General features: G+C 58.6%; 14 protein-coding genes. 10 read left to right on the top strand and 4 right to left on the bottom strand.

Translation table 11 applies throughout. The features are described 5' to 3' along the window. The first annotated feature begins 265 nt into the window (after nucleotides 1-265). A complete protein-coding gene (locus FHP24_RS04855; protein ID WP_139673602.1) occupies nucleotides 266-1,390 on the top strand; it encodes a porin in 1,125 nt (374 codons plus the stop codon). Between the two features lie 283 nt (nucleotides 1,391-1,673). Further along, nucleotides 1,674-2,792 carry a porin gene (locus tag FHP24_RS04850; RefSeq protein WP_139673599.1) on the top strand — a complete coding sequence of 373 codons (1,119 nt, stop codon included), beginning with the start codon at nucleotides 1,674-1,676 and terminating at the stop codon, nucleotides 2,790-2,792. A 389-nt stretch (nucleotides 2,793-3,181) separates the two neighbouring features. Here FHP24_RS04850 and FHP24_RS04845 read toward each other — a convergent pair whose 3' ends face one another. After that, nucleotides 3,182-5,293 carry a lytic transglycosylase domain-containing protein gene (locus FHP24_RS04845; protein ID WP_139673596.1) on the bottom strand — a complete coding sequence of 704 codons (2,112 nt, stop codon included), beginning with the start codon at nucleotides 5,291-5,293 and terminating at the stop codon, nucleotides 3,182-3,184. Nucleotides 5,294-5,521: 228 nt separating this feature from the next. Here FHP24_RS04845 and dapA point away from each other — a divergent pair, with 228 nt between their 5' ends. From dapA to FHP24_RS04830, 3 genes are all read left to right on the top strand, one after another. After that, complete coding sequence (dapA, locus tag FHP24_RS04840; protein WP_139673593.1) at nucleotides 5,522-6,406, top strand: 4-hydroxy-tetrahydrodipicolinate synthase; 885 nt, start codon at nucleotides 5,522-5,524, stop codon at nucleotides 6,404-6,406. 241 nt (nucleotides 6,407-6,647) lie between these two features. Then, entirely contained in the window at nucleotides 6,648-7,124 is a 477-nt protein-coding gene (smpB, locus tag FHP24_RS04835; protein WP_139673589.1) for an SsrA-binding protein SmpB, read from the top strand. 204 nt (nucleotides 7,125-7,328) lie between these two features. After that, nucleotides 7,329-8,297: a lysylphosphatidylglycerol synthase transmembrane domain-containing protein gene (locus FHP24_RS04830; protein WP_139673586.1), complete on the top strand. Its 969-nt coding sequence runs from the start codon at nucleotides 7,329-7,331 to the stop codon at nucleotides 8,295-8,297. Between the two features lie 74 nt (nucleotides 8,298-8,371). Here the strand turns inward: FHP24_RS04830 and FHP24_RS04825 are convergent, their stop codons facing one another. After that, nucleotides 8,372-8,947: a LabA-like NYN domain-containing protein gene (locus tag FHP24_RS04825; protein WP_139673583.1), complete on the bottom strand. Its 576-nt coding sequence runs from the start codon at nucleotides 8,945-8,947 to the stop codon at nucleotides 8,372-8,374. A gap of 469 nt (nucleotides 8,948-9,416) precedes the next feature. Between FHP24_RS04825 and rpoZ the strand changes: the two genes are divergently transcribed. The 3 genes from rpoZ (at nucleotide 9,417) to FHP24_RS04810 (ending at nucleotide 13,618) form a co-directional block, all read left to right on the top strand. Further along, entirely contained in the window at nucleotides 9,417-9,821 is a 405-nt protein-coding gene (gene rpoZ / locus FHP24_RS04820; RefSeq protein ID WP_139673580.1) for a DNA-directed RNA polymerase subunit omega, read from the top strand. 218 nt (nucleotides 9,822-10,039) lie between these two features. Then, the gene (locus tag FHP24_RS04815; RefSeq protein WP_139673577.1) at nucleotides 10,040-12,298 is read left to right on the top strand and encodes a RelA/SpoT family protein; all 2,259 of its coding nucleotides are present in this window, start codon (nucleotides 10,040-10,042) and stop codon (nucleotides 12,296-12,298) included. 249 nt (nucleotides 12,299-12,547) lie between these two features. Continuing rightward, nucleotides 12,548-13,618, top strand: a complete 1,071-nt coding sequence (locus tag FHP24_RS04810; protein WP_139673574.1) for a class I SAM-dependent methyltransferase — start codon at nucleotides 12,548-12,550, stop codon at nucleotides 13,616-13,618. 121 nt (nucleotides 13,619-13,739) lie between these two features. On the opposite strand, the gene FHP24_RS04805 is transcribed toward FHP24_RS04810, so the two are convergent. Together FHP24_RS04805 and FHP24_RS04800 are read right to left on the bottom strand one after the other, a co-directional pair. Further along, the gene (locus tag FHP24_RS04805) at nucleotides 13,740-14,573 is read right to left on the bottom strand and encodes an undecaprenyl-diphosphate phosphatase (protein WP_139673571.1); all 834 of its coding nucleotides are present in this window, start codon (nucleotides 14,571-14,573) and stop codon (nucleotides 13,740-13,742) included. A gap of 274 nt (nucleotides 14,574-14,847) precedes the next feature. Next, on the bottom strand, nucleotides 14,848-15,891 hold the full coding sequence (locus tag FHP24_RS04800; RefSeq protein ID WP_139673568.1) for an SMP-30/gluconolactonase/LRE family protein: 1,044 nt from the start codon (nucleotides 15,889-15,891) through the stop codon (nucleotides 14,848-14,850). 381 nt (nucleotides 15,892-16,272) lie between these two features. On the opposite strand from FHP24_RS04800, the gene FHP24_RS04795 reads away from it, so the two are divergent. Next, nucleotides 16,273-18,195 (top strand): methyl-accepting chemotaxis protein, encoded by a 1,923-nt coding sequence (locus FHP24_RS04795; RefSeq protein WP_139673564.1) that lies wholly within the window; start codon nucleotides 16,273-16,275, stop codon nucleotides 18,193-18,195. Nucleotides 18,196-18,662: 467 nt separating this feature from the next. After that, nucleotides 18,663-20,606: a methyl-accepting chemotaxis protein gene (locus tag FHP24_RS04790; RefSeq protein WP_394344593.1), complete on the top strand. Its 1,944-nt coding sequence runs from the start codon at nucleotides 18,663-18,665 to the stop codon at nucleotides 20,604-20,606. Nucleotides 20,607-20,906: the final 300 nt, after the last annotated feature.

Raw genomic sequence — 20,906 nt, 5'->3', positions numbered from 1 at the left:
AAACTGTTTTCTTAACGAAAACTAAATTTTTAACGATCCCTAACTGCGGTTTTGTGTCCTTTCAGCAACATGGTTTTATGAAGCTGCCTTGAAAGTCTCGCTCATCCCCAGTTCGCCATTGCGCACATCACGGCGATTTGTATTTTCAACTTCGAAGCGCGGCGGTGGTTCGTCAGCTTTCAAACACGGGGATGGGCCCAAGGAATTTTTGTCCTTCGGTAAATCAAGACCTAGACCCATACGTAACTTTGACTGGAGGTCAAAAATGAACATCAAGAGCCTTCTTCTCGGCTCCGCTGCTGCCCTCGCAGCAGTTTCTGGCGCACAGGCTGCCGACGCGATCGTGGCTGCTGAGCCCGAGCCGCTGGAATACGTTCGCGTTTGCGACGCTTTCGGCACCGGCTACTTCTACATCCCGGGCACCGAAACCTGCCTCAAGATCGGTGGTTACGTCCGCGTTCAGGTTGACGGCCGTTCGGACTTTGATCTGAATGGTCAGAGCGGCGGTTACCGCACCAACACCCGCGGCCAGATCGCTGTTGAAGCTAAGTCGGACACGGAATACGGCACGCTCGCTTCCAAGATCACGCTCCGCGCTAACACCAATACGTCGAATGGCTATTCGATCACTATTCCTGCTGGCACCCCGGGTGCAGGCACGTACAGCGGTTCGCAGGCTAACAACGACTTCTATCTGGAAGAAACCTACCTGCAGCTCGGCGGTCTCCGCGTTGGTTACTTCTACAACTACTTCGATAACGGCCTTCCGGGCGAAACCGTTCTCTCCGACGGTGGTCCTTGGTCTAACGGTGGCCTCGGCGGCGACACGCTGAACAACTCTGTTCGTTACACCTACGATGCAGGTTCGTTCTCGCTCTACGGTCAGGTTGACGCATTCAACTCGCAGGCCGGCTTCAAGACCGACGATGCAGGCACTGACGATCAGATCGGCGTCAACGGCGTTGTCACCGGCAAGTTCGGCGGCGTAACCCTCGACTTCTTCGCTGGTTACGACTTCGACTCTGAAGAAGCTGCATTCGCTTCCACGCTGACGGCTGCAATCGGCCCGGGTTCGCTCGGCGTCTTCGCTGCCTACGCAACCGGTGCAAACCGTTACTTTGACGCAGCTGAGTGGACGATCGGCGCTGAATACGCCATCAAGCTCAACGACAAGTTCTCGATCGCTCCTGGCGCTCAGTACTGGGATAACGTCGCATTTGACGGCAACGATCTCGATGGTGGTGATGCATGGCGCGTTGGTGTAACGGCTGATTACAAGATCACCACGAACCTCGCTGCCAAGGCAACCATCAACTACACCGACGTTGACAACGGCGTAGCTTCTGACGACCGTTGGGACGGTTTCCTCCGTCTGCAGCGTTCTTTCTAATCTGATTTTTCAGATATGAACGGAAAGCCCGGCCTCGCGCCGGGCTTTTTGTTTCTGTCGATTCGGGTGTGGGCGCGGAATTCTCGCAAGAATTAGTCGATGCACATGCACGGACAGGCGGCTTTAAGTCTGGGATACCCGTCAAATTTGTGACAAATAAGTAACGACCACGTCGCAACTGCCTGATGTTTGCCGTTCACAGATGCAGAAATGCTTGTAAGCACCCGCCGCGCGCATGTAGCTTGATGGTTGTAAAGCCTAGAGTTGACCGGGGAACCCCACAATGAAAATCACGAGCCTTCTCATCGCATCGACCGCCGCGCTTGCTAGCGTGACCGTTGCACAGGCTGCTGACGCGATCGTCGCTGCCGAACCTGAGCCTTTGGAATATGTTCGCGTTTGCGACGCGTTCGGAACTGGCTATTTTTACATTCCGGGTACTGAAACTTGCCTTAAGATCGGCGGTTACGTCCGCGTCCAGGTTGACGCTCGTAGCGACGACGATTTCGGTGGTGATGCTGGTTACCGTACCAACACCCGTGGTCACATCACTCTCGACGCCAAGTCGGATACCGAATACGGTACCCTGGCTGCTACAATTACGCTCGAAGCCAACACGAATTCTTCGAATAGCTATTCGATCACCACTCCGGATGGTACTTTCGACAGCAATTCGGTCGCCAATAACGACTTCTTCCTCGATGAAACCTTCATCGAACTTGGCGGCCTCCGCGTCGGTTACTTCTACAACTACTTCGATACCGGACTTCCGGGCGAAACCGTCCTTTCGGACGCTGCACCATTCGGTAACGGTGGCTTCGGTGGCGACACCCTGAACAACGGCATTCGTTACACCTACGACGCCGGCGCTTTCTCCGTCTACGGTCAGGTTGATGCCTTCGACTCGCAGGATGGCTGGAAGGACGACGTTCCGGGTACCGGTCGTGGCCAGGATGAAATCGGCATCAACGGCGTCATCACCGGCAAGTTCGGTGGCGTCACCCTCGACTTCTTCGCCGGTTACGACTTCGACCGCGAAAATGCTGCTCTCGCTTCCACGCTGACGGCTGCAATCGGTCCGGGCTCGCTCGGCGTCTTCGCAGCTTATTCCTTCGGTGAAAACCGTTACTTCGATGCTTCCGAATGGACCATCGGTGCTGAATACGCGATCGCTGTTTCCGACAAGTTCACCATCGCTCCCGGTGTTCAGTACTGGGATAACATCACGCTCGTTGATGGCGACTTTGATGATGGCGATGCATGGCGCGTTGGCGTAACGGCCGACTACAAGATCACCACCGGCCTGTCCGCCAAGGCAACTGTCAACTACACCGACGTTGACACCGGCACAGACTCTGCCGATCGTTGGGACGGCTTCCTGCGTCTGCAGCGTTCGTTCTAATCCGATCCTCGGATAACTCATTGAAAAGCCCGGCCTCGCGCCGGGCTTTTCTCGTTTAAGCAGCTCTTGTTTTTGCCGTTCGTTATGGCGGCCATTCAGGTTGTGACAGCTTCCGATCTGGCCGGATTGTTTCGATATTCGGTGGTTTGAAATCGAGCGGCGCTATCGTTGCCGCTGATGGCTCTCTGCAGCCAATGTATCGCTTGCTTATGCTGGCAATGCCCGCTTACGTCTGGTCCGATAATGCCGGTAAATGGGCTATAACAAGCGACGAGCCTCAAGGCCCGCTACTTTCGCTAAATAATGTTTGCAGGATGGCTGTACGCGAAGCGACTGTCGATCGGCGAACGTATCCCCGATTCCCATCTTCGGCAGTCCGCCAAATGGCCTTACTGTCGTCCGTATCTCAAATCGGCGACGATATCTGCCTTCTGCCCCAGCCGGGTCTTGTAGACCTGATAATTCTCCAGCACGCGCTGTACATAATTGCGCGTTTCGGGGAAGGGGATGCGCTCGACCCAGTCGATCACCTCGTCGAGCGACTTGCCGCGCGGATCGCCATAGCGTGCGATCCATTCAGGCACCCGCTTCGGCCCGGCATTGTAGGCAATGAAAGTCAGCACATAGGAGCCGCCGAAGGCATCGATCTGCTCGCCGAGATAATGTGCGCCAAGCGTCGCGTTGTAGCCGGCGTCGCTCGTCAGTCGCTCCGCCTTGAAACTCATGCCGTGCCGCTTGGCGACGCCTTGCGCGGTTCCCGGCAGAAGCTGCAGCAGACCACGGGCATTGGCCGCGGAAACGGCCGCTGGATTGAATGCGCTTTCCTGCCGTGCGATCGAATAGGCAAGTGCCTTGCCGGAGCCGGCGATATTGGCACCGGCCGGAATGACGCCGATCGGGTAGGCAAGTGCCGCCACATCGACGCCGCGCGAAAACGCCGACTTGCCGATCCGAAGCGACAGCGCATGGTCGCCCTGCGCCTCTGCACGTGCCGTCAGCAGCGAAAGTTCGCCGGGGCTGTCGATCTGCTCGCCGAGTGCCGCATAAAGAGCGGCCGACCGCCGGTCATGACCAACGGCATCGAGCCGGGCAATGGCGCGAACCACTTCGCGGGAGGCGAATCGCTCGCGGTCCTGTGCAGTGGGCGAGGGGTAGCTGACATCCAGCGCCGACTTGCCGAGCTTTGCGGCGGCCAGCTGGCCGTAGAACGTGCCGGAATAACGGGCCGCCTGTTCGTAGAAGGAGCGGCTCTGTCCCGGTCCGCCGGCCTCCGCCGATCGGCCGAGCCAGTAAAGTGCACGGGAGGCGGAAAGCGGCCGGTTCGAAGCGTCGAGGATCTTGCGGAAATGCGTCTCCGCCGCACTCGCATCCTGAAGCGCCCTCAGCGCATACCAGCCCGCATGGAATTCCGCATCGGCCCGATCGACCGGTGACTGCGCCACATGGTTGGAAACTAGCCGGTAAGCCGCGCTGAACTGCCCCTGATCGGCAAGCCCGCGTGACACGATCCGCTGCTCATTCCACCACTCGCTCGGGTAGACAAGCCTGGCGGGATCGCGCGGCACGCGTTCAAGCAGCTTGGCCGCTTCGGCATAATCGTTCTGTCGCCTTGCGTATTCGATCTTTGCGAAAAGATAGGCGGGATCGCTGCCCCACGAGCCGCCAGCCGCATTGATCAATGCGCCGGCATTCTTGGCATTGTTCGCAACAGCGGCCCATGCATTGTAGAGGGGCTGGGCATTGCCGAGGCCGGAAAACCGCTTCGCCTGTGCCGTGCGACCGCGATACATGAGAAAATCCATGCGCGTCTTGTGATCGGCAGCAGTAATCAGCCCGCCGAACTCACTGAGGATCTTGTCTTCGGTCGCCGTGTCGAGCGTCTCGGAAGCCCAGAGAGCGCGCAGGGTGCGGGCAGCCTCGGCGCTTCGCCCGGTTGCCAATTGCGCACGCGCAAGGATCATCGCGCCCTCTGGCGTCTGCGGCCGCGCATTGCCCATGGCGGAAAGCACGGCAGCAGCCGGCGGGTTTTCGCGGTAAAGCGCCCGTTCTTCTCTTTCCCGTAAGCCGCCGAGCCCCGGCCAGCCGGTCAGCTCGCGCGAAGCGGCGGCGATGTCGCGATAGGGCACGTCCTTCAGTCCGGAACTGGCAATCGCCCAGGTCAATATCCGTCGGTCGAGCGAGCCCGCCGGCAGGCTGTCGCGGGCCGCAAGCGCCTGTGCCGTGTCGTTATCGGAAAGCGCATCAAGCCCCGTCTTGAGGGCTGAGGATGCGAGCGGCCGGTCAAGCCTCGGAATGGAGCCGGTAAATTCGGGAACGGGCATGGCCGTGGGCAATGCCTGCCCGGGCGCCTGCGCTCCCGGTCGGGTGGGTATCGGCACGCTCACCGGTGCGTCCGGACGTGCGAAAGGCAGCGGCACTATGCCGCCACTCTGCGCGAGTGCAAGGCTCGTAATACTGGCTGCACCCAATCCCAAGGAGAGGATCAGAGCGGGCTTCTTCATCCGGCATCTCGCGAAAAAGACATATACACCTATCGGGCTCTCCCATTAGGCTCCGGCGGCATTAACGAAACCTTACCATGATCCCTAAAATGCGCATCCCGGAACGTTGACCTGTGATCAGAATCCCGTGAGCTTTGCGCTTGTCGGCGATCTGCCTCCGCTTTATGGTGCGCCACCTTAGTCATTGATTACGGCCGAAGCGTGGACTGCGGCCATGGGAGTTTTTGCATGTTCAAGGGATCGATCCCCGCGCTCGTAACGCCGTTCACCACTGGCGGGGATGTCGATGAAAAAGCGTTTGCCGCCCATGTCGAATGGGTAATCGAAGAGGGAAGCTCCGGTCTCGTTCCCGTCGGCACGACAGGCGAATCGCCGACACTCTCGCATGACGAACACAAGCGTGTGGTCGAACTCTGTGTCGAGGTGGCAGCCAAGCGCGTACCCGTCATTGCAGGCGCAGGCTCCAACAACACGACCGAGGCGATCGAGCTTGCACAGCATGCCGAACAGGCCGGCGCAGATGCCATCCTGGTCGTCACGCCCTATTATAACAAGCCGACCCAGAAGGGCCTTTACGCGCATTTTTCCGCCATTGCCGAAGCGGTTTCCCTGCCGATCATTATCTACAACATCCCCGGCCGTTCGGTCATCGACATGACGCCGGAAACGATGGGCAAGCTCGCCAAGGCACATAAGAACATCGCCGGCGTGAAAGATGCCACCGGCAAGATCGAACGTGTCTCCGAACAGCGTATCACCTGCGGCCCGGATTTCATCCAACTGTCCGGCGAGGATGCGACCGCTCTCGGTTTCAACGCCCATGGCGGCGTCGGCTGCATTTCCGTCACCGCCAATGTCGCGCCACGCCTCTGTGCCGAATTCCAGTCGGCAACGCTCGCAGGCGACTACAAGAAGGCTCTGGAATATCAGGATCGGCTGATGCCGCTGCACAAGGCGATCTTCCTGGAGCCAGGCCTCTGTGGCGCCAAATACGGGCTGAACAAGCTGCGCGGCATCAATCGCAAGGTGCGCTCGCCGCTTGTCTCCGAACTCGAGCCCTCGACCGAAGCTGCGATCGATGCGGCACTGCGCCATGCGGGCCTGTTGAACTGAGGTTTTATCCGGTTCCTCGGCCTCGTGACGCATGAGCTTCACATTCGGCAACAGTCGCACTATATGAATGTCGGAACCCCGCTCATCGCTTATGGGCGGGGTCTTCTTTTGCCAGAGCAATTCCAGCAAAAGCGGGAACCGGTTTTGCGTTCGCAATTGCGTTGAAACAGAATAGAGATGTAGGGCGTTTTCGCGTTTCGAATAACGGCGGAAATACTCTAAGCGGAATGGAATTCGTCTGATGGCACCCAAAGGCAGCCAGCGCGTGGTGAACAAGGTCGTTGCGGAAAACCGCAAGGCCCGCTTCAACTATGAAATCCTTGATACCTACGAGGCCGGCATCATGCTGACCGGCACCGAGGTCAAGTCTCTGCGCGAAGGCAAGGCCAATATCGCCGAATCCTATGCATCGGACGAGGGCAACGAGATCTGGCTGATCAACAGCCACCTTCCGGAATATCTGCAGGCGAACCGCTTCAACCACGAGCCGCGCCGCCGCCGCAAGCTGCTGCTGTCGAAACGCGAGATCAATCGCCTGCGCACCGGCATCAACCGCGAAGGCATGACGCTCGTGCCGCTGAAGATCTATTTCAACGAAAAGGGCAGGGCGAAGCTCGAACTGGCACTCGCCAAGGGCAAGAAGCTGCACGACAAGCGCGAGACCGAGAAGGAACGCGACTGGAACCGCCAGAAGTCGCGGCTGCTGAAGAGCGGCTGAGCATTTCGCTGCCTTTCACCCCAATACTCTCTCCGCTCGGCATTGGCGGGATGCAAAGCCTAGGCTTCTGTTCTTCTCGCCGTTTGCAGGGAGAGTGTGCCCTCGGGCGGATGAGGGGTAATGGGAAAGCAACAGCCGCCACTCGCCCCGGAACCAAAACCTGTCGCCCGTCGTTGATCCGCACCTTCACATGGGCGGCGGATAATGACGAAGAAGCAGATTTTCACCTACCTCATGCTGGTCGTGGGTTTCGGCCTTGCCGCCTGGCTTCTCTATCAGGTGTTTCGGGAGCATTCCTTCTCCGAGATCATCCAGTCGGTCCGTGACATTCCCGCTGGCAATCTCGCCCTGGCGCTCCTCTTCGCTTTTGCATCCTACCTTTGCCTCACCGGCTTCGACTGGTGCGGTGTGCGTTACGTCAAGAACGATCTTCCCTATCCAAAAATCGGGCTCGCCTCTTTCATTGCCCTGTCTATCGGCCAGAGCGTCGGCATGTCCGGCTTGAGCAGCGGCGCGCTGCGGTATCGCTATTACGCCCATTGGGGCATGACGACCGAGGATGTGGCGAAGATAGTCCTGCTCTCGGGTGTCACGGTCGGTCTCGGCATGGCGGTGCTCGCCGGCATCGTCATGGTGATCAATCCGAAGGATGCCGCCGCCGTGCTGCGGTTGAAGGAGGAGGTGGTCATCGCCATTGGCGCAGGCTGTCTCGCAGCCACTGTCCTATATGTGGCGCTGGCCGCCTTCCTGCGTGCGCCGCTCAAGATCCGCAGCTGGACCTTTCAGATGCCGACATGGAAGATTGCGCTTGCGCAGATTGTCATCGGCACGATCAATTTCGCTTTCGTGTCAGCCTGCCTTCGGGAGGTGATGGCCGTGGGCGGCGACGTCAGTTACCTCAAGGCCGCAACGGCCTTCGTGCTCGCCAATGTCGCGATCCTCATCACCCATGCGCCTGGTGGGCTCGGAGTTCTGGAAGCGACGGTCCGTCACGTCATGGGCGATCAGGCCACGATCGGCTCGCTGGTCGCCTTCCGGGTAATCTATTTCTTCATCCCGCTTTTCATCGGCCTGCCGTTGTCGCTCATCGTCGAGGCGGTGTTCAGGGCAAACAAGGCGCGCGGAGGTGCCGGGACGGGCCGCAACGCTCGCGTTGCAGCTGAGCCCGCGTAAGCGGGCACTCGTAGGCCCACAAAAAAAGAGGCGCCGTTTTCGGCGCCTCTCAAGATATGAGCCGGATTCGGAAATTAGGCGTCCGTCGTCTCTGTGGGCTCGATCGGGCGCACGGCTCTTTCGCTTGGATCACGACCGACTTCCGCCTTTAGCGTCATCAGGTCGATAAAGTGATCGGCCTGGCGGCGCAGGTCGTCAGCGATCATCGGCGGCTGGCTTTGCATCGTCGAGACGACGGACACCTTGCGGCCGCGACGCTGCAGCGCCTCCACCAGAGTGGTAAAGTCGCCGTCGCCTGAGAAGATTACCAAATGGTCGACGGTTTCCGATTGCTCCATCGCGTCGATCGCAAGCTCTATGTCCATATTGCCTTTGATCTTGCGGCGGCCGAGTGAATCGGTGAATTCCTTGGCCGGCTTTGTCACGACCTTGTAGCCGTTATAGTCCAGCCAGTCGATCAGCGGGCGGATGGAGGAGTATTCCTGATCCTCGATGAGCGCCGTGTAATAATAGGCGCGAAGCAGATAGCCGCGTTTCTGGAAAGCCTTCAGAAGTTTTCGATAATCTATATCGAAGCCGAGGCTTTTCGATGCGGCGTACAAATTTGCGCCATCGATGAAGAGAGCAATTTTCTCTCTCGGGTCAAACATATGTCTCCATCCCTTTTTTATACCCGCTTTGCGGGAGTATCGGCAAAACGAAAAGTTGCACCGACGATATTGGAATAATTCTCTTACATTACGAACTATTCATATATCTGTCATTTATGGTACGATTAGCAATATTCCAAGCACCTACTGATTGAATATAGTCCTCCTGCCCAGGCACTTTAGTCGCATGTCCAAAGCGCGGACCATTCAACTGTGAGTTCTCGGGCGCGGCACTGGCCGGAATAATATCCGGATAAACAGGTGAACCTCACCCGTTTCTTCGCCTGCAAGCCTTGATAGAGATCATCCCATCACCGGTTTGCGCCTTCGAATGAAGCGTTTTCTCCTCAGTAAACGCCCCGTAACTCACGACTTAGATGGTCCTGGGTTAGGAAAAACTTGAATTTCCCGTCCGATAGCTGTATCGGGCGTATCAATTCCGGAAATCCAGGACCGCAAAGGACAGGCAATGGCCCGCGTCACAGTAGAAGATTGCATTGACAAAGTCGACAACCGTTTCGAACTGGTTCTGCTTGCAAGCCACCGCGCTCGCCAGATTTCTCAGGGCGCCTCGATCACCATCGACCGCGACAATGACAAGAACCCGGTTGTCGCCCTTCGCGAGATCGCCGACGAGACCCTGTCTCCCGACGACCTGAAGGAAGACCTGATCCATTCGCTGCAGAAGCATGTTGAAATCGACGAGCCCGAGCCCGATCCGGCAGCTCTCATCGCCGCTGGCGGCGTATCGGTCGCATCCGATGCCGACGACGAAGATGCTTCGGAAACCGTCAATTTCGACCAGATGTCGGAAGAAGAACTGCTGGCCGGTATCGAAGGCCTGGTTCCGCCGGAAAAGAGCGACGATTACTGATTGGCATAGGTGGTCAGGCGAGTTTCAACCGATATTCGCCTGAGCCCGGATGAACCGGCCGGAATAATTGCTCCGATCGGAATGATAGTGCGCTGCGGCAAGGTATCGTTCATCCTATCGCCCTAATCTGGTTGTCTCAATTATGATGGCTGCGCTAACCCACGGTTGGCGCGCCATTTTCTTTTGTCGCGCACGAGGGTGGAAAGGCATATCCAGGGATGATGAGGCAGTACGAGCTCGTTGAGCGGGTGCAGAAATACAAGCCCGACGCCAATGAAGCTCTTCTCAACAAAGCCTACGTTTACGCCATGCAGAAGCATGGCCAGCAGAAACGTGCTTCCGGCGATCCCTACATCTCCCATCCGCTCGAAGTGGCGGCCATCCTCACCGACATGCATCTCGACGAGTCGACCATCGCGGTCGCTCTCCTCCACGATACGATCGAGGATACGACGGCCACCCGCGCCGAGATCGACGAACTGTTCGGCGAGGATATCGGCCGCCTCGTCGAAGGCCTGACCAAGCTGAAGCGTCTCGACCTCGTGTCGAAAAAGGCCAAGCAGGCCGAAAACCTGCGCAAGCTGCTGCTCGCCATTTCCGACGACGTCCGCGTTCTACTCGTCAAGCTCGCCGATCGCCTGCACAACATGCGTACGCTCGATCATATGAAGGCCGAACAGAAGGCACGCATTTCCGAAGAGACGATGGAAATCTATGCGCCGCTTGCCGGCCGCATGGGTATGCAGGACATGCGCGATGAGCTGGAGGATCTGTCCTTCCAGTATATCAACCCGGAAGCCTATGAGACCGTCACGCAGCGCCTGGCGGATCTGTCTGCCCGCAACGAAGGCCTGATCAAGAAGATCGAGGACGAGCTGCGCGAACTGCTGGTCGCCAACGGCCTGAACGGCACCTTCGTCAAGGGACGGCAGAAGAAGCCCTATTCGGTCTTCCGCAAGATGCAGTCGAAGTCGCTCTCTTTCGAGCAGCTGTCGGATGTCTACGGCTTCCGCATCATCGTCGACGACATTGCTTGCTGCTACAAGGCGCTCGGTATCGTCCACACCCGCTGGCGCGTCGTTCCCGGCCGGTTCAAGGATTATATCTCCAACCCGAAGCAGAACGACTACCGCTCGATCCACACCACGATCGTCGGCCCGTCGCGCCAGCGTATCGAGCTGCAGATCCGCACCCAGCTGATGCAGGAAATCGCCGAATACGGCATTGCCGCGCATACGCTCTACAAGGACGGCCAGTCCGTCGCGGGCAGGGGACCGGCCAAGAGCGACGAGCTGCTGCCGAAGGAATCGAATGCCTATTCCTGGCTGCGCCACACGATCGAATCGCTTGCCGAAGGCGACAACCCGGAAGAGTTCCTCGAACACACCAAGCTCGAACTTTTTCAGGATCAGGTCTTCTGCTTTACCCCGAAGGGCAAGCTGATCGCGCTGCCGCGCGGCGCAACCCCGATCGATTTCGCCTACGCGGTCCACACCAATATCGGCGACACCACCGTCGGTGCCAAGATCAACGGCCGTATCATGCCGCTTGTCACCCGTTTGAACAATGGCGACGAAGTGGAGATCATCCGTTCCGGCGTGCAGGTGCCGCCTGCCGCCTGGGAAGAGATCGTCGTTACCGGCAAGGCCCGCTCCGCCATCCGCCGCGCCACCCGCATGGCGATCCGCAAGCAATATGCCGGCCTCGGCCACCGTATTCTCGAGCGCACGTTCGAGCGCGCCGGCAAGACCTTTTCGCGCGAGGCGCTGAAGCCCGCTTTGCACCGGCTGGCGCAAAAGGATGTCGAGGATACGATCGCCTCCGTCGGCCGCGGCGAACTGTCTTCGCTCGACGTGCTGCGTGCCGTCTTCCCGGACTACAAGGACGAACGCGTCACCGTGAAGCCGTCCACAGACGAGGGCTGGTTCAACGTCCCGAGCGGCTCCGGCATGATGTTCAAGCTGCCGGCGAGATCGCAGACGGATCTGGAAAATGCCCAGGCTGCCGGGCTCGTCTCGACGCTTCTGCCGATCCGCGGCCTGTCGAGCAACACCCAGGTGCGTTTCGCCCCGAGCGGCGCTGTCCCCGGCGACCGCATCGTCGGCATCATGGACGAGGGCAAGAGCAAGGGTATCACCATCTACCCGATCCAGGCGTCGGCGCTGCAGAAATTCGATGACGAACCGGAACGCTGGATCGATGTCCGCTGGGATCTCGACGAAGCCAACAAGTCGCGCTTCCCGGCAAAGCTTGCAGTCAACACGATTAACGAACCGGGCACGCTGGCAACCGTCGCCAAGACGATCGGCGCTCTCGACATCAACATCCGCACCCTTGCCATGGGCAGCAATCGCGCCGACGATTTTTCCGAGATCGCCATGGAAATCGAGGTTTGGGACTTGCGTCAGCTCAATCAGCTTCTTTCGCAACTGAAGGAACTAGACTGCGTTGCGAACCTTAAGCGGATTTACGATTGAGGCAGGGCCTTTGTGCGGTCATGATTGAGTTGACGTCTCTCATCTTTGGCATGCCCTCCCACCGTTGTATTTCGCGAACTCACGCGCCACGCGCTCATTCCCCTGCAGAAAAATGGCATAAATCGTCCCTGACGTGACAAAATATGGCTTTTAAGCTATATTTTACACTGTACGAGCGTTCGTTGGAGCGCCATTTGCGCTCCCCCAGTTTCTTGCCTTTCGGATGATGGGTTTTTGGGAGGTAATGCCATGGTACAGCTTGATGAAAACAAACTTAATTCTTTCGTCGGCAAAATGCTCGGCGACCTCGGCGGAGCGTTCAGCGTCCCGACCGTCAGGATTGGCCTGCGACTAGGTCTGTTCACGGCATTGTATCGCGCTGGCCCTGCGACCGCCGCGGATCTGGCGACCGAGGCAGGTGGACTGTCCGAGCGATACGTCAGAGAGTGGGCACTCGCACAGGCTGCCAATGGATATATAGACTATGACAGTGGCACCCGCATGTTCAGTCTTTCGCCCGAGCAGGCGATGGTGTTCGTCAACCAGGATAGCCCCGTATACCTCGAAGGAGCCTTTGATCTCGTGGCTGCGATGATCGAAGGAGAACGAAAGGTTGAACGATCATTCCGGACCGGTGCCGGCGTCCGGTGGGGAGATTCTGCGGGATGCCTGTTCTGCGCAACTGGAGCGTTTTTCCGCCCGGGCTACGTCAACAATATCGTTCAGACGTGGCTGCCTGCTCTAAGGGGCGTCGAGGACAAGCTCAGGGTAGGCGCAAGGGTGGCTGATGTTGGATGCGGTGTCGGCTTCTCGACAATCTTGATGGCCAAGGCATACCCGAATTCAAGCTTCGTCGGTTATGACTTCCACGAGCCGTCGATCGTGGAGGCCAATAGCCATGCGCAGTCCCACGGAGTGGATGATCGGGTCAAGTTTGTCGCGGCAGCAGCCAAGGATATCGAGGAAACCGGCTATGACCTAGTGACCAGTTTTGACTGTCTGCATGACATGGGCGATCCGCGGGGCTGCGCCGACCATATGCGCCTAATCCTCAAGAAAGACGGGACATGGATGATCGTGGAGCCTGTCGCAGGCGATCTCCCCGAAAACAACATGAACCCCGTCGGTCGCCTCTATTACAATGCGTCGACGATGATCTGTGTCCCGACCTCGCTCGATCAGGAAGTCGGCGAAGGCCTGGGTGCGCAGGCGGGCGAGGCGAAACTCGCGGAAGTCATCCATTCGGGTGGCTTCACTCATGTCAGGAGGACGATCACAGGCCCGTTCAACATGGTTCTGGAGGCGCGTCTTTCAGCATAAGCAAAAAAGACAACAGCTTTGTCGGAACGAGCTCTCATCAGACTATTCGCCGCCGGTGACGACCGAAGGCGAATGAGCCGGGGCATTGATGTGGGCCCCCTCTCACAATGCGGGTATCCTTCTAGATCGGGTTGACATATCCGAACCCGAGCAGTCCAAGCAGCACCACGCCGATAACGACGCGGTACCAGACAAATGGCATGTAGCTTCTGGTCGAGACCAGTTTCAGGAACCAGACGATGACAGCGTAACCGACGACGAAGGCGATCAGCGTTGCAAGTGCGGTCGGGCCGGCAGCGACCGCCGTATCTTCGCCCATCGTCTTGATGAGCTGATAGAACCCGGAGCCGAACACAGCCGGCACGGCGAGCAGGAAGGAATAGCGGGCGGCTGCTTCACGCGTGTAGCCCATCAGCAATCCGGCGGTGATCGTGCCGCCAGACCGCGAGACGCCGGGGATCAGCGCCATCGCTTGCGCGAAACCGAAGATGATGCCGTCGCGCCAGATCAACTGCTTCAACGCATATTTCTTCTTGCCGATCCGGTCGGCCCAGCCGAGGATCAGGCCGAAGACGATCAGCATCACGGCGGTGATATACATGTTGCGCAGGCCGTGTTCGATCTGATCCTTGAAGCCAAGCCCAAGGATGATGATCGGCAACGAGCCGATGATGATCAGCCAGCCCATGCGGGCCGCATCCTTGTCGTAAGCGCCGAGCCTGAACACCTGACGCAGCCAGGCGGTGGCGATGTTGATGATGTCCTTCCAGAAGTAGACGAGTACGGCAGTCTCGGTGCCGAGCTGAGTGATGGCCGTGAATGCCGCGCCGGGGTCGGTACCCGACGGCAGGAACTCGCCAAGAACGCGCAAATGCGCGCTGGAGGAAACCGGCAGGAATTCGGTCAGTCCCTGGACAAGTCCAAGGATGGCGGCATCAGTCCAACTCACGCTCATGGCAGCTCCGAAGATTGGGGATAGGCTTCAAGGATTGAGACGAGATTTCCGGGGCAGGCTGGAAATCATGTTTGCATAGGTCCGGCAGCTTGCGATCGTCAAGCTGCAAAGCTTGGAACCGCTCAATGTGACAATTCTACGGTAACCTTTCTCCTGCCTGAATATAACCGGCTCATGAATGCGCTGATCGCCCCACGCCGTTTGCGTTCAGACGGAATGCAAACGGGCCGGATTTCTCCGGCCCGTTTGGTTTTTGCAGTAAAGTAGGACGCTATCAGACGGCGCCGCGGGTCTCGACATAAAGCGCGTAGACCGAGTGACTGGATGCCATGTAGAGGCGGTTCTTCTTCTTGCCGCCGAAAACGAGGTTCGGGCAACGCTCCGGCAGCTTGATGAAGCCGATCGCCTTGCCGTCCTTGTTGAAGATTTTCACTCCGTTCAGCTCTTCAGGCTTGGCGCCGGCCGCACCAGAAGAACCCCAGCCGCACCACAGGTTTCCATCGACATCGACCTTGAACCCGTCGAGACCGCCATTGTCGTCGGCGGTGATCAGCGCTTTTTTGTTGGACAGCGTCTTGCCGTCCTTGGCCACATCATAGGACCAGACGATGCGATAAGGCGCTGCACGGCCTTCGACGACATAGAGCTTCTTCTCGTCTTCCGAGAAAGCAAGACCGTTCGGTCCCTTCAATTCGTCGGTAACGAGTTCCAGCGCGCCTTCCGGCGAGATGCGGTAGACGGAATGCGGCAGCTCGGCCTCGGCCTTTTCGCCTTCCCATTCGCCGGCAATGCCGAATGGCGGGTCGGTGAACCAGATCGAGCCGTCCGACTTGCAGACGATGTCGTTCGGCGAGTTGAGCTTCTTGCCCTTGTAATTGTCGGCCAGAACCGTGGTCGAGCCGTCATGCTCGGTACGGGTGACGCGGCGGGTCAGGTGTTCGCAGGCGAGCAGGCGACCCTGCAGATCGCGTGCATGACCGTTGGCGTAGTTCGAATTGGCATCGAACACGCTCCAGGTCTCGTTTGTCTCGTCGAACTTCATCACCCGGTTGTTCGGGATATCGCTGACCAGCAGATATTTTCCGTCGCCGAAATAGACCGGGCCTTCCAGCCAGCGTGCGCCGGTTGCGACCTGTTCCAGCGAGGCGCTGGCAACGCGGTATTTCGCGAAGCTCGGGTCGAGAACCTGGATAGCCGGATCGGGATAGATCGGGGAGGGGGTGAAGCCGATTGCCTGCGCGGAGGCGATCTTGGTGGTGACGGCAGTTGCTGCTGCGACGGCACCGAATGTCATGAGGTTGCGGCGGCTAAGATCCACTGGAAAATTCCTTCGATAATAGTCGTTGATTTCATATCAATCTGCCCGGTCTGCGGGAGGCGGCAATCATGGCCTGTGCGCCCTGTTAGCGTCGTCATGTTGTGCGCTGCAACATAAAATTCAGACGTTCTAACCCCATGATTAAGGAGGGATTAAAGGCCCAAAGGTCGGAATCTCTGGACGTTCCTCACATTTGCTAAAAACTTTAATGCGCTGCAGCAAATGTAAGAATTTTTTTATGAAACCCGCTTTAATGTTTTCACAGGACAACGTGATCGCTCGGCCGATCTTCCCGCGCGCATGATGTGCACCGTCAAGGACGGTTCCTGTATCTCCTCCCGCAAATCGCATTGCTTTCAGTTTTTCTGAGAAGGTCCCCCCATGCTCAAGAATTTAAAGATCAAGACCAAGTTTCTGATGGCGATCGCCATCCTTGGCGTTATTTCACTCGCTGGCCTGTTGTTCGTGACCCAGCGCTTCAGCGCCGCCAACGAGTCCTACTCGAATTTCTTGCAGAACGAGAGCAATGCAGCGACCTTCGGCCCTCGCGGTGCTGCCGGCATGTGGACGGCAACGACCTGGCTGAGCCGCGCAATGGCGCAGGATCCGCAGTCCGAGACCTTCAAGGATCTCTCCGGCCGCTTCTCCAAGGAGATCACCGGTGCACGTGATCGTCTGACCCAGATCCCGGGTATCGTCCCGAGCCGCAAGGCCGCGATCGACGAGCTGGTTGTCGGTGCCGACAAGCTGAAGGCGATCGGCGACGATCTGCTCAAGGCTCATATCGCCGGTGATGCAGCCAAGGTAAGCACGCTGTCGTCCGATCTCGACAAGGCGATTGTTGAACTGTCGCCGAAATTCGGCGCTAACAACGGTGCCATGGCTGAACTGATCAAGAACGGTGCCGATCGCCTGTCGGCCGAAGTCTCCTCGACCATCAAGTTTGCCATCATCGGCATGCTCATTGGAATTGCCGTTGCCATCGTGCTGGCATTGACGATTGCTCAGAAGGGCATCACCGCCCCGATGGCCCGCCTGCGTGAACGCATGGCCTCGCTTGCCTCGGGCGAAACCCGCGCCGAAATCGACGGCCTCGATCGCAAGGACGAAATTGGCCAGATGGCCGAAGCCGTCGAAGTCTTCCGCCATAACGCTCTCGAGCGCACCCGCCTTGAGCAGGAAGCCGACGCCAACCGCAGCCTGTCGGAAAAAGAGCATATCGAACGCGAGGCCACCAAGGCCCGCGAAGCCGGCGACGTCAAGTTTGCCGTCGATCATATCGCCCAGGCTCTGAGCCAGCTGTCCGATGGCAACGTCTCGTACCGCATCGAACAGCCGTTCACGGTAGCGCTCGATGGCGTCCGCAACGACTTCAACGCCTCGGCCTCAAAACTTCAGGCCGCTCTTGAACAGGTCGCCGAAAACGCCCGCAGCATCGAAGCCGGTTCGGCCGAGATCAAGTCGGCTGCCGACGACCTTGCCAAGCGCACCGAACAGCAGGCTGCTTCCGTCGAAGAAACGGCCGCTGCTCTGGAAGAGATCACCACCACGGTCAAGGACGCTGCCCGCCGCGCCACCGAAGCCGGCAATCTGGTTGCCCGCACCCGTCAGGGCGCCGAAAAATCCGGCGAAGTCGTGCAGAAGGCCGTCCAGGCGATGGAAGCCATCGAAAAGTCGTCCGGCGAGATCGGCAACATCATCGGTGTCATCGATGACATCGCCTTCCAGACCAACCTTCTGGCACTCAACGCCGGTGTCGAAGCCGCGCGCGCTGGTGAAGCCGGCAAGGGCTTTGCAGTTGTCGCCCAGGAAGTTCGTGAGCTTGCCCAGCGTTCTGCAAACGCTGCCAAGGAGATCAAGACGCTGATCAACGCGTCGAACGAGCAGGTCCAGAACGGCGTGCATCTCGTTGGCGAAACCGGCAAGGCGCTGCAGACGATCGTCGGCGAAGTCCAGGAGATCAACCGCAACGTCAATGCGATCGTCGAGAGCGCCCAGGAACAGTCTTCCGGCCTGCAGCAGATCAACACCGCGGTCAACACGATGGATCAGGACACGCAGAAGAATGCGGCCATGGTCGAAGAACAGACAGCTGCAAGCCACGGTCTTGCCCGCGACGCCGCATCGCTGAACGCACTTCTCGCCCAGTTCAAGCTGTCGGTTCAGACCTACCGGTCGACGGCCCGCGCGGTTCAGGCGAACGAAAAGCCTGCCGCATCGCCGGCGCGCGCTCTTGGCCGCAAACTGGCCGGTGCCTTCTCCGGCAACGCAGCTGTCAAGAACGACAGCTGGGAAGAGTTTTAAGCCTCGCTCCTTCTGATAAGTATCCATTTGCACAATGAAAAAAGGCCGCAGGCATCAAGTCTGCGGCCTTTTCTTTTGCGCTCGCCCTTCATGCGATAAAACTCCGGTCGCGTCTCCCCATCGGCAGTGTGACCACCATTTGAATGGAGAATGCGACATATTGTCGTGAAGTTTGCGAATGGCGATACAACGTAAGATTTTATTATAAAGCAGCGGTCTACAATCGGAGCCGGGACATTCGAGATACCCCCTTGCTCTCAAGCGCGCATGATGTGCACCGCCTCCCCAGGTCAGTGGTTGGACGGATCCTGTTTGGTCGGCTCTTCGTCGAGAGCCTGCACTGCTGCGCCAGCATCCGATTCCGTGGCTATTGGCGCCGCAGCAAATAGACTTGCACATCCTGCGTCCGAAAGCCGAACCGGCCTTCGGCTCGATGTGCTGGGTTCATCGCGTTGTGGAGGTATCCGGTGCTCAAGAATTTAAAGATCAAGACCAAGTTCCTGATGGCGATTGCTGTCCTCAGTCTTATTTCGCTGGCGGGGCTGGCCTTCGTCGTCGAACGTTTCAACGTCGCCAACAACACCTATTTCAACTTCCTCCAGAACGAGAGCAATGCCGCGACATTCGGTCCACGCGGTGCGGCGGGCATGTGGACGGCCGTTAATTGGCTGAACAGAACCGTCAGCCAGGATCCGCAGTCGGATAAGTTCACGGAGTTCGCAGCCCGTTTCAGCAACGAAATAACCGGGGCACGGGCACGTCTGGCTCAAATACCGGCCATCGTTCCCGAGCGGACCGCTGCCATCACCGAACTGCTGGCAGATGTCGATGCGTTGAAGACTGTCGGCGGAGAACTTATCAAGGCGCATGCAACGGACGACAAGCAGTTGTTCGACAGCATGTCCAACCGGCTTGAAGAGATCACGATCCAGTTTTCGGCGAAGACCGGTGCCAACAACGCCGCGATGGCCGACATTATCAAGAATGGCGCCGACAGGCTGTCCAATCAGGTCGCCTCGAATATCCTCTGGGCAATCGCCACGATGCTGGTTGGCAATGTCGTCGCGATCATCATAGCGATGGTGATTGCCCAGAAGGGCATCACGACACCGATGGCACGCCTCCGCGAACGCATGGCATCGCTGGCAGCTGGCGAGACGCAGTCGGAAATCGACGGTCTCGACCGCAAGGACGAAATCGGCCAGATGGCCGAGGCCGTCGCGGTCTTCCGCGACAACGCTCTGGAGCGTCAGCGCCTCGAACAGGAAGCCGACGATAATCGCAGTCTGTCGGAGAAGGAGCGCGTAGAGCGCGAGGCCGCCCGGGCGCGCGAGGCGGCCGACGTCAAATATGCGGTCGATAATCTCGCTCAGGCACTGAGCCAGCTCTCCGACGGCGATGTCTCCTACCGCATCGAGCAGCCCTTCACCGCAACACTCGACGGCGTTCGCAATGACTTCAACGCATCGGCCTCCAAGCTCCAGCAAGCTCTCGAACAGGTTGCCGGAGACGCACGCAGCATTGAGGCCGGCTCGGCAGAAATCCGCTCGGCCGCCGACGATCTCGCCAAGCGCACCGAACAGCAGGCAGCTTCTGTCGAAGAAACTGCCGCAGCACTCGAAGAGATCACCACCACGGTAAAGGACGCCGCCCGCCGTGCCACCGAAGCTGGCACGCTGGTGACTCGCACCCGTCAGGGAGCCGAAAAGTCCGGCGAGGTCGTCCACAATGCCGTCAAGGCCATGGAAGCGATCGAAAAGTCTTCCGGCGAGATCGGCAACATCATCGGTGTGATCGACGACATCGCCTTCCAGACCAACCTTCTGGCGCTCAACGCCGGTGTGGAGGCCGCTCGTGCCGGTGATGCCGGCAAGGGGTTTGCCGTCGTCGCCCAGGAAGTCCGCGAACTGGCGCAGCGTTCGGCCAATGCCGCCAAGGAGATCAAGACGCTGATCACCGCCTCCAACCATCAGGTCCAGAACGGCGTGCATCTGGTCGGCGAGACCGGCAAGGCATTGGAAATGATCGTCGCGGAAGTGCAGGAGATCAACCGGCACGTCACCGCCATCGTCGAGAGCGCCCAGGAACAGTCTTCCGGCCTGCAGCAGATCAACACCGCGGTCAACACGATGGACCAGGACACGCAGAAGAATGCGGCCATGGTCGAGGAGCAGACGGCTGCAAGCCATGGTCTTGCCCGCGATGTCGCATCGCTCAACGCGCTGCTCAGCCAGTTCAAGCTTGCGACCCCTTCGGCGGAACGTTCGGCAAGCCAGCCGCAGAGGCCCACACGCTCAGTGCAGGCAGACGAAGCGCCTGGTGCTTCGCCGGCACGCGCCCTCGGCCGAAAGCTGGCAGGTGCCTTCTCCGGCAATGCGGCGCTGAAGAACGACAGCTGGGAAGAGTTCTGAATATCTGATCGGTAATGGTTCGCACGAACCTCCGCCGACAGAACACGATTATGGCGGCCGGGGACATGGTGTCCTCGGCCGTTTTTGTTTGATCGGCTAACACGTCCTCACAGTCTGATTGACTCATCCCTTGGTTGAAGTCAGCCTCACGATAAACGCATCGTGCGGCAATTTATCAGAACATAATTCTTATCAGCGAACCGTAACGGTTTGTTATATCTAGAAACTCTAGTGATTGTTCTGGGAAACTTGAGAATGCCCCGCTCTTTACGCGTATGATGCGCGCCGTCGTCGTCCGCC

The sequence above is a fragment of the Aliirhizobium smilacinae genome (genome assembly GCF_006335145.1).
Lineage (GTDB): Bacteria > Pseudomonadota > Alphaproteobacteria > Rhizobiales > Rhizobiaceae > Neorhizobium > Neorhizobium smilacinae.
The sequence above is the reverse complement of the archived record's forward strand: the minus strand, read 5'-3'. Positions and strand labels throughout refer to the sequence as shown.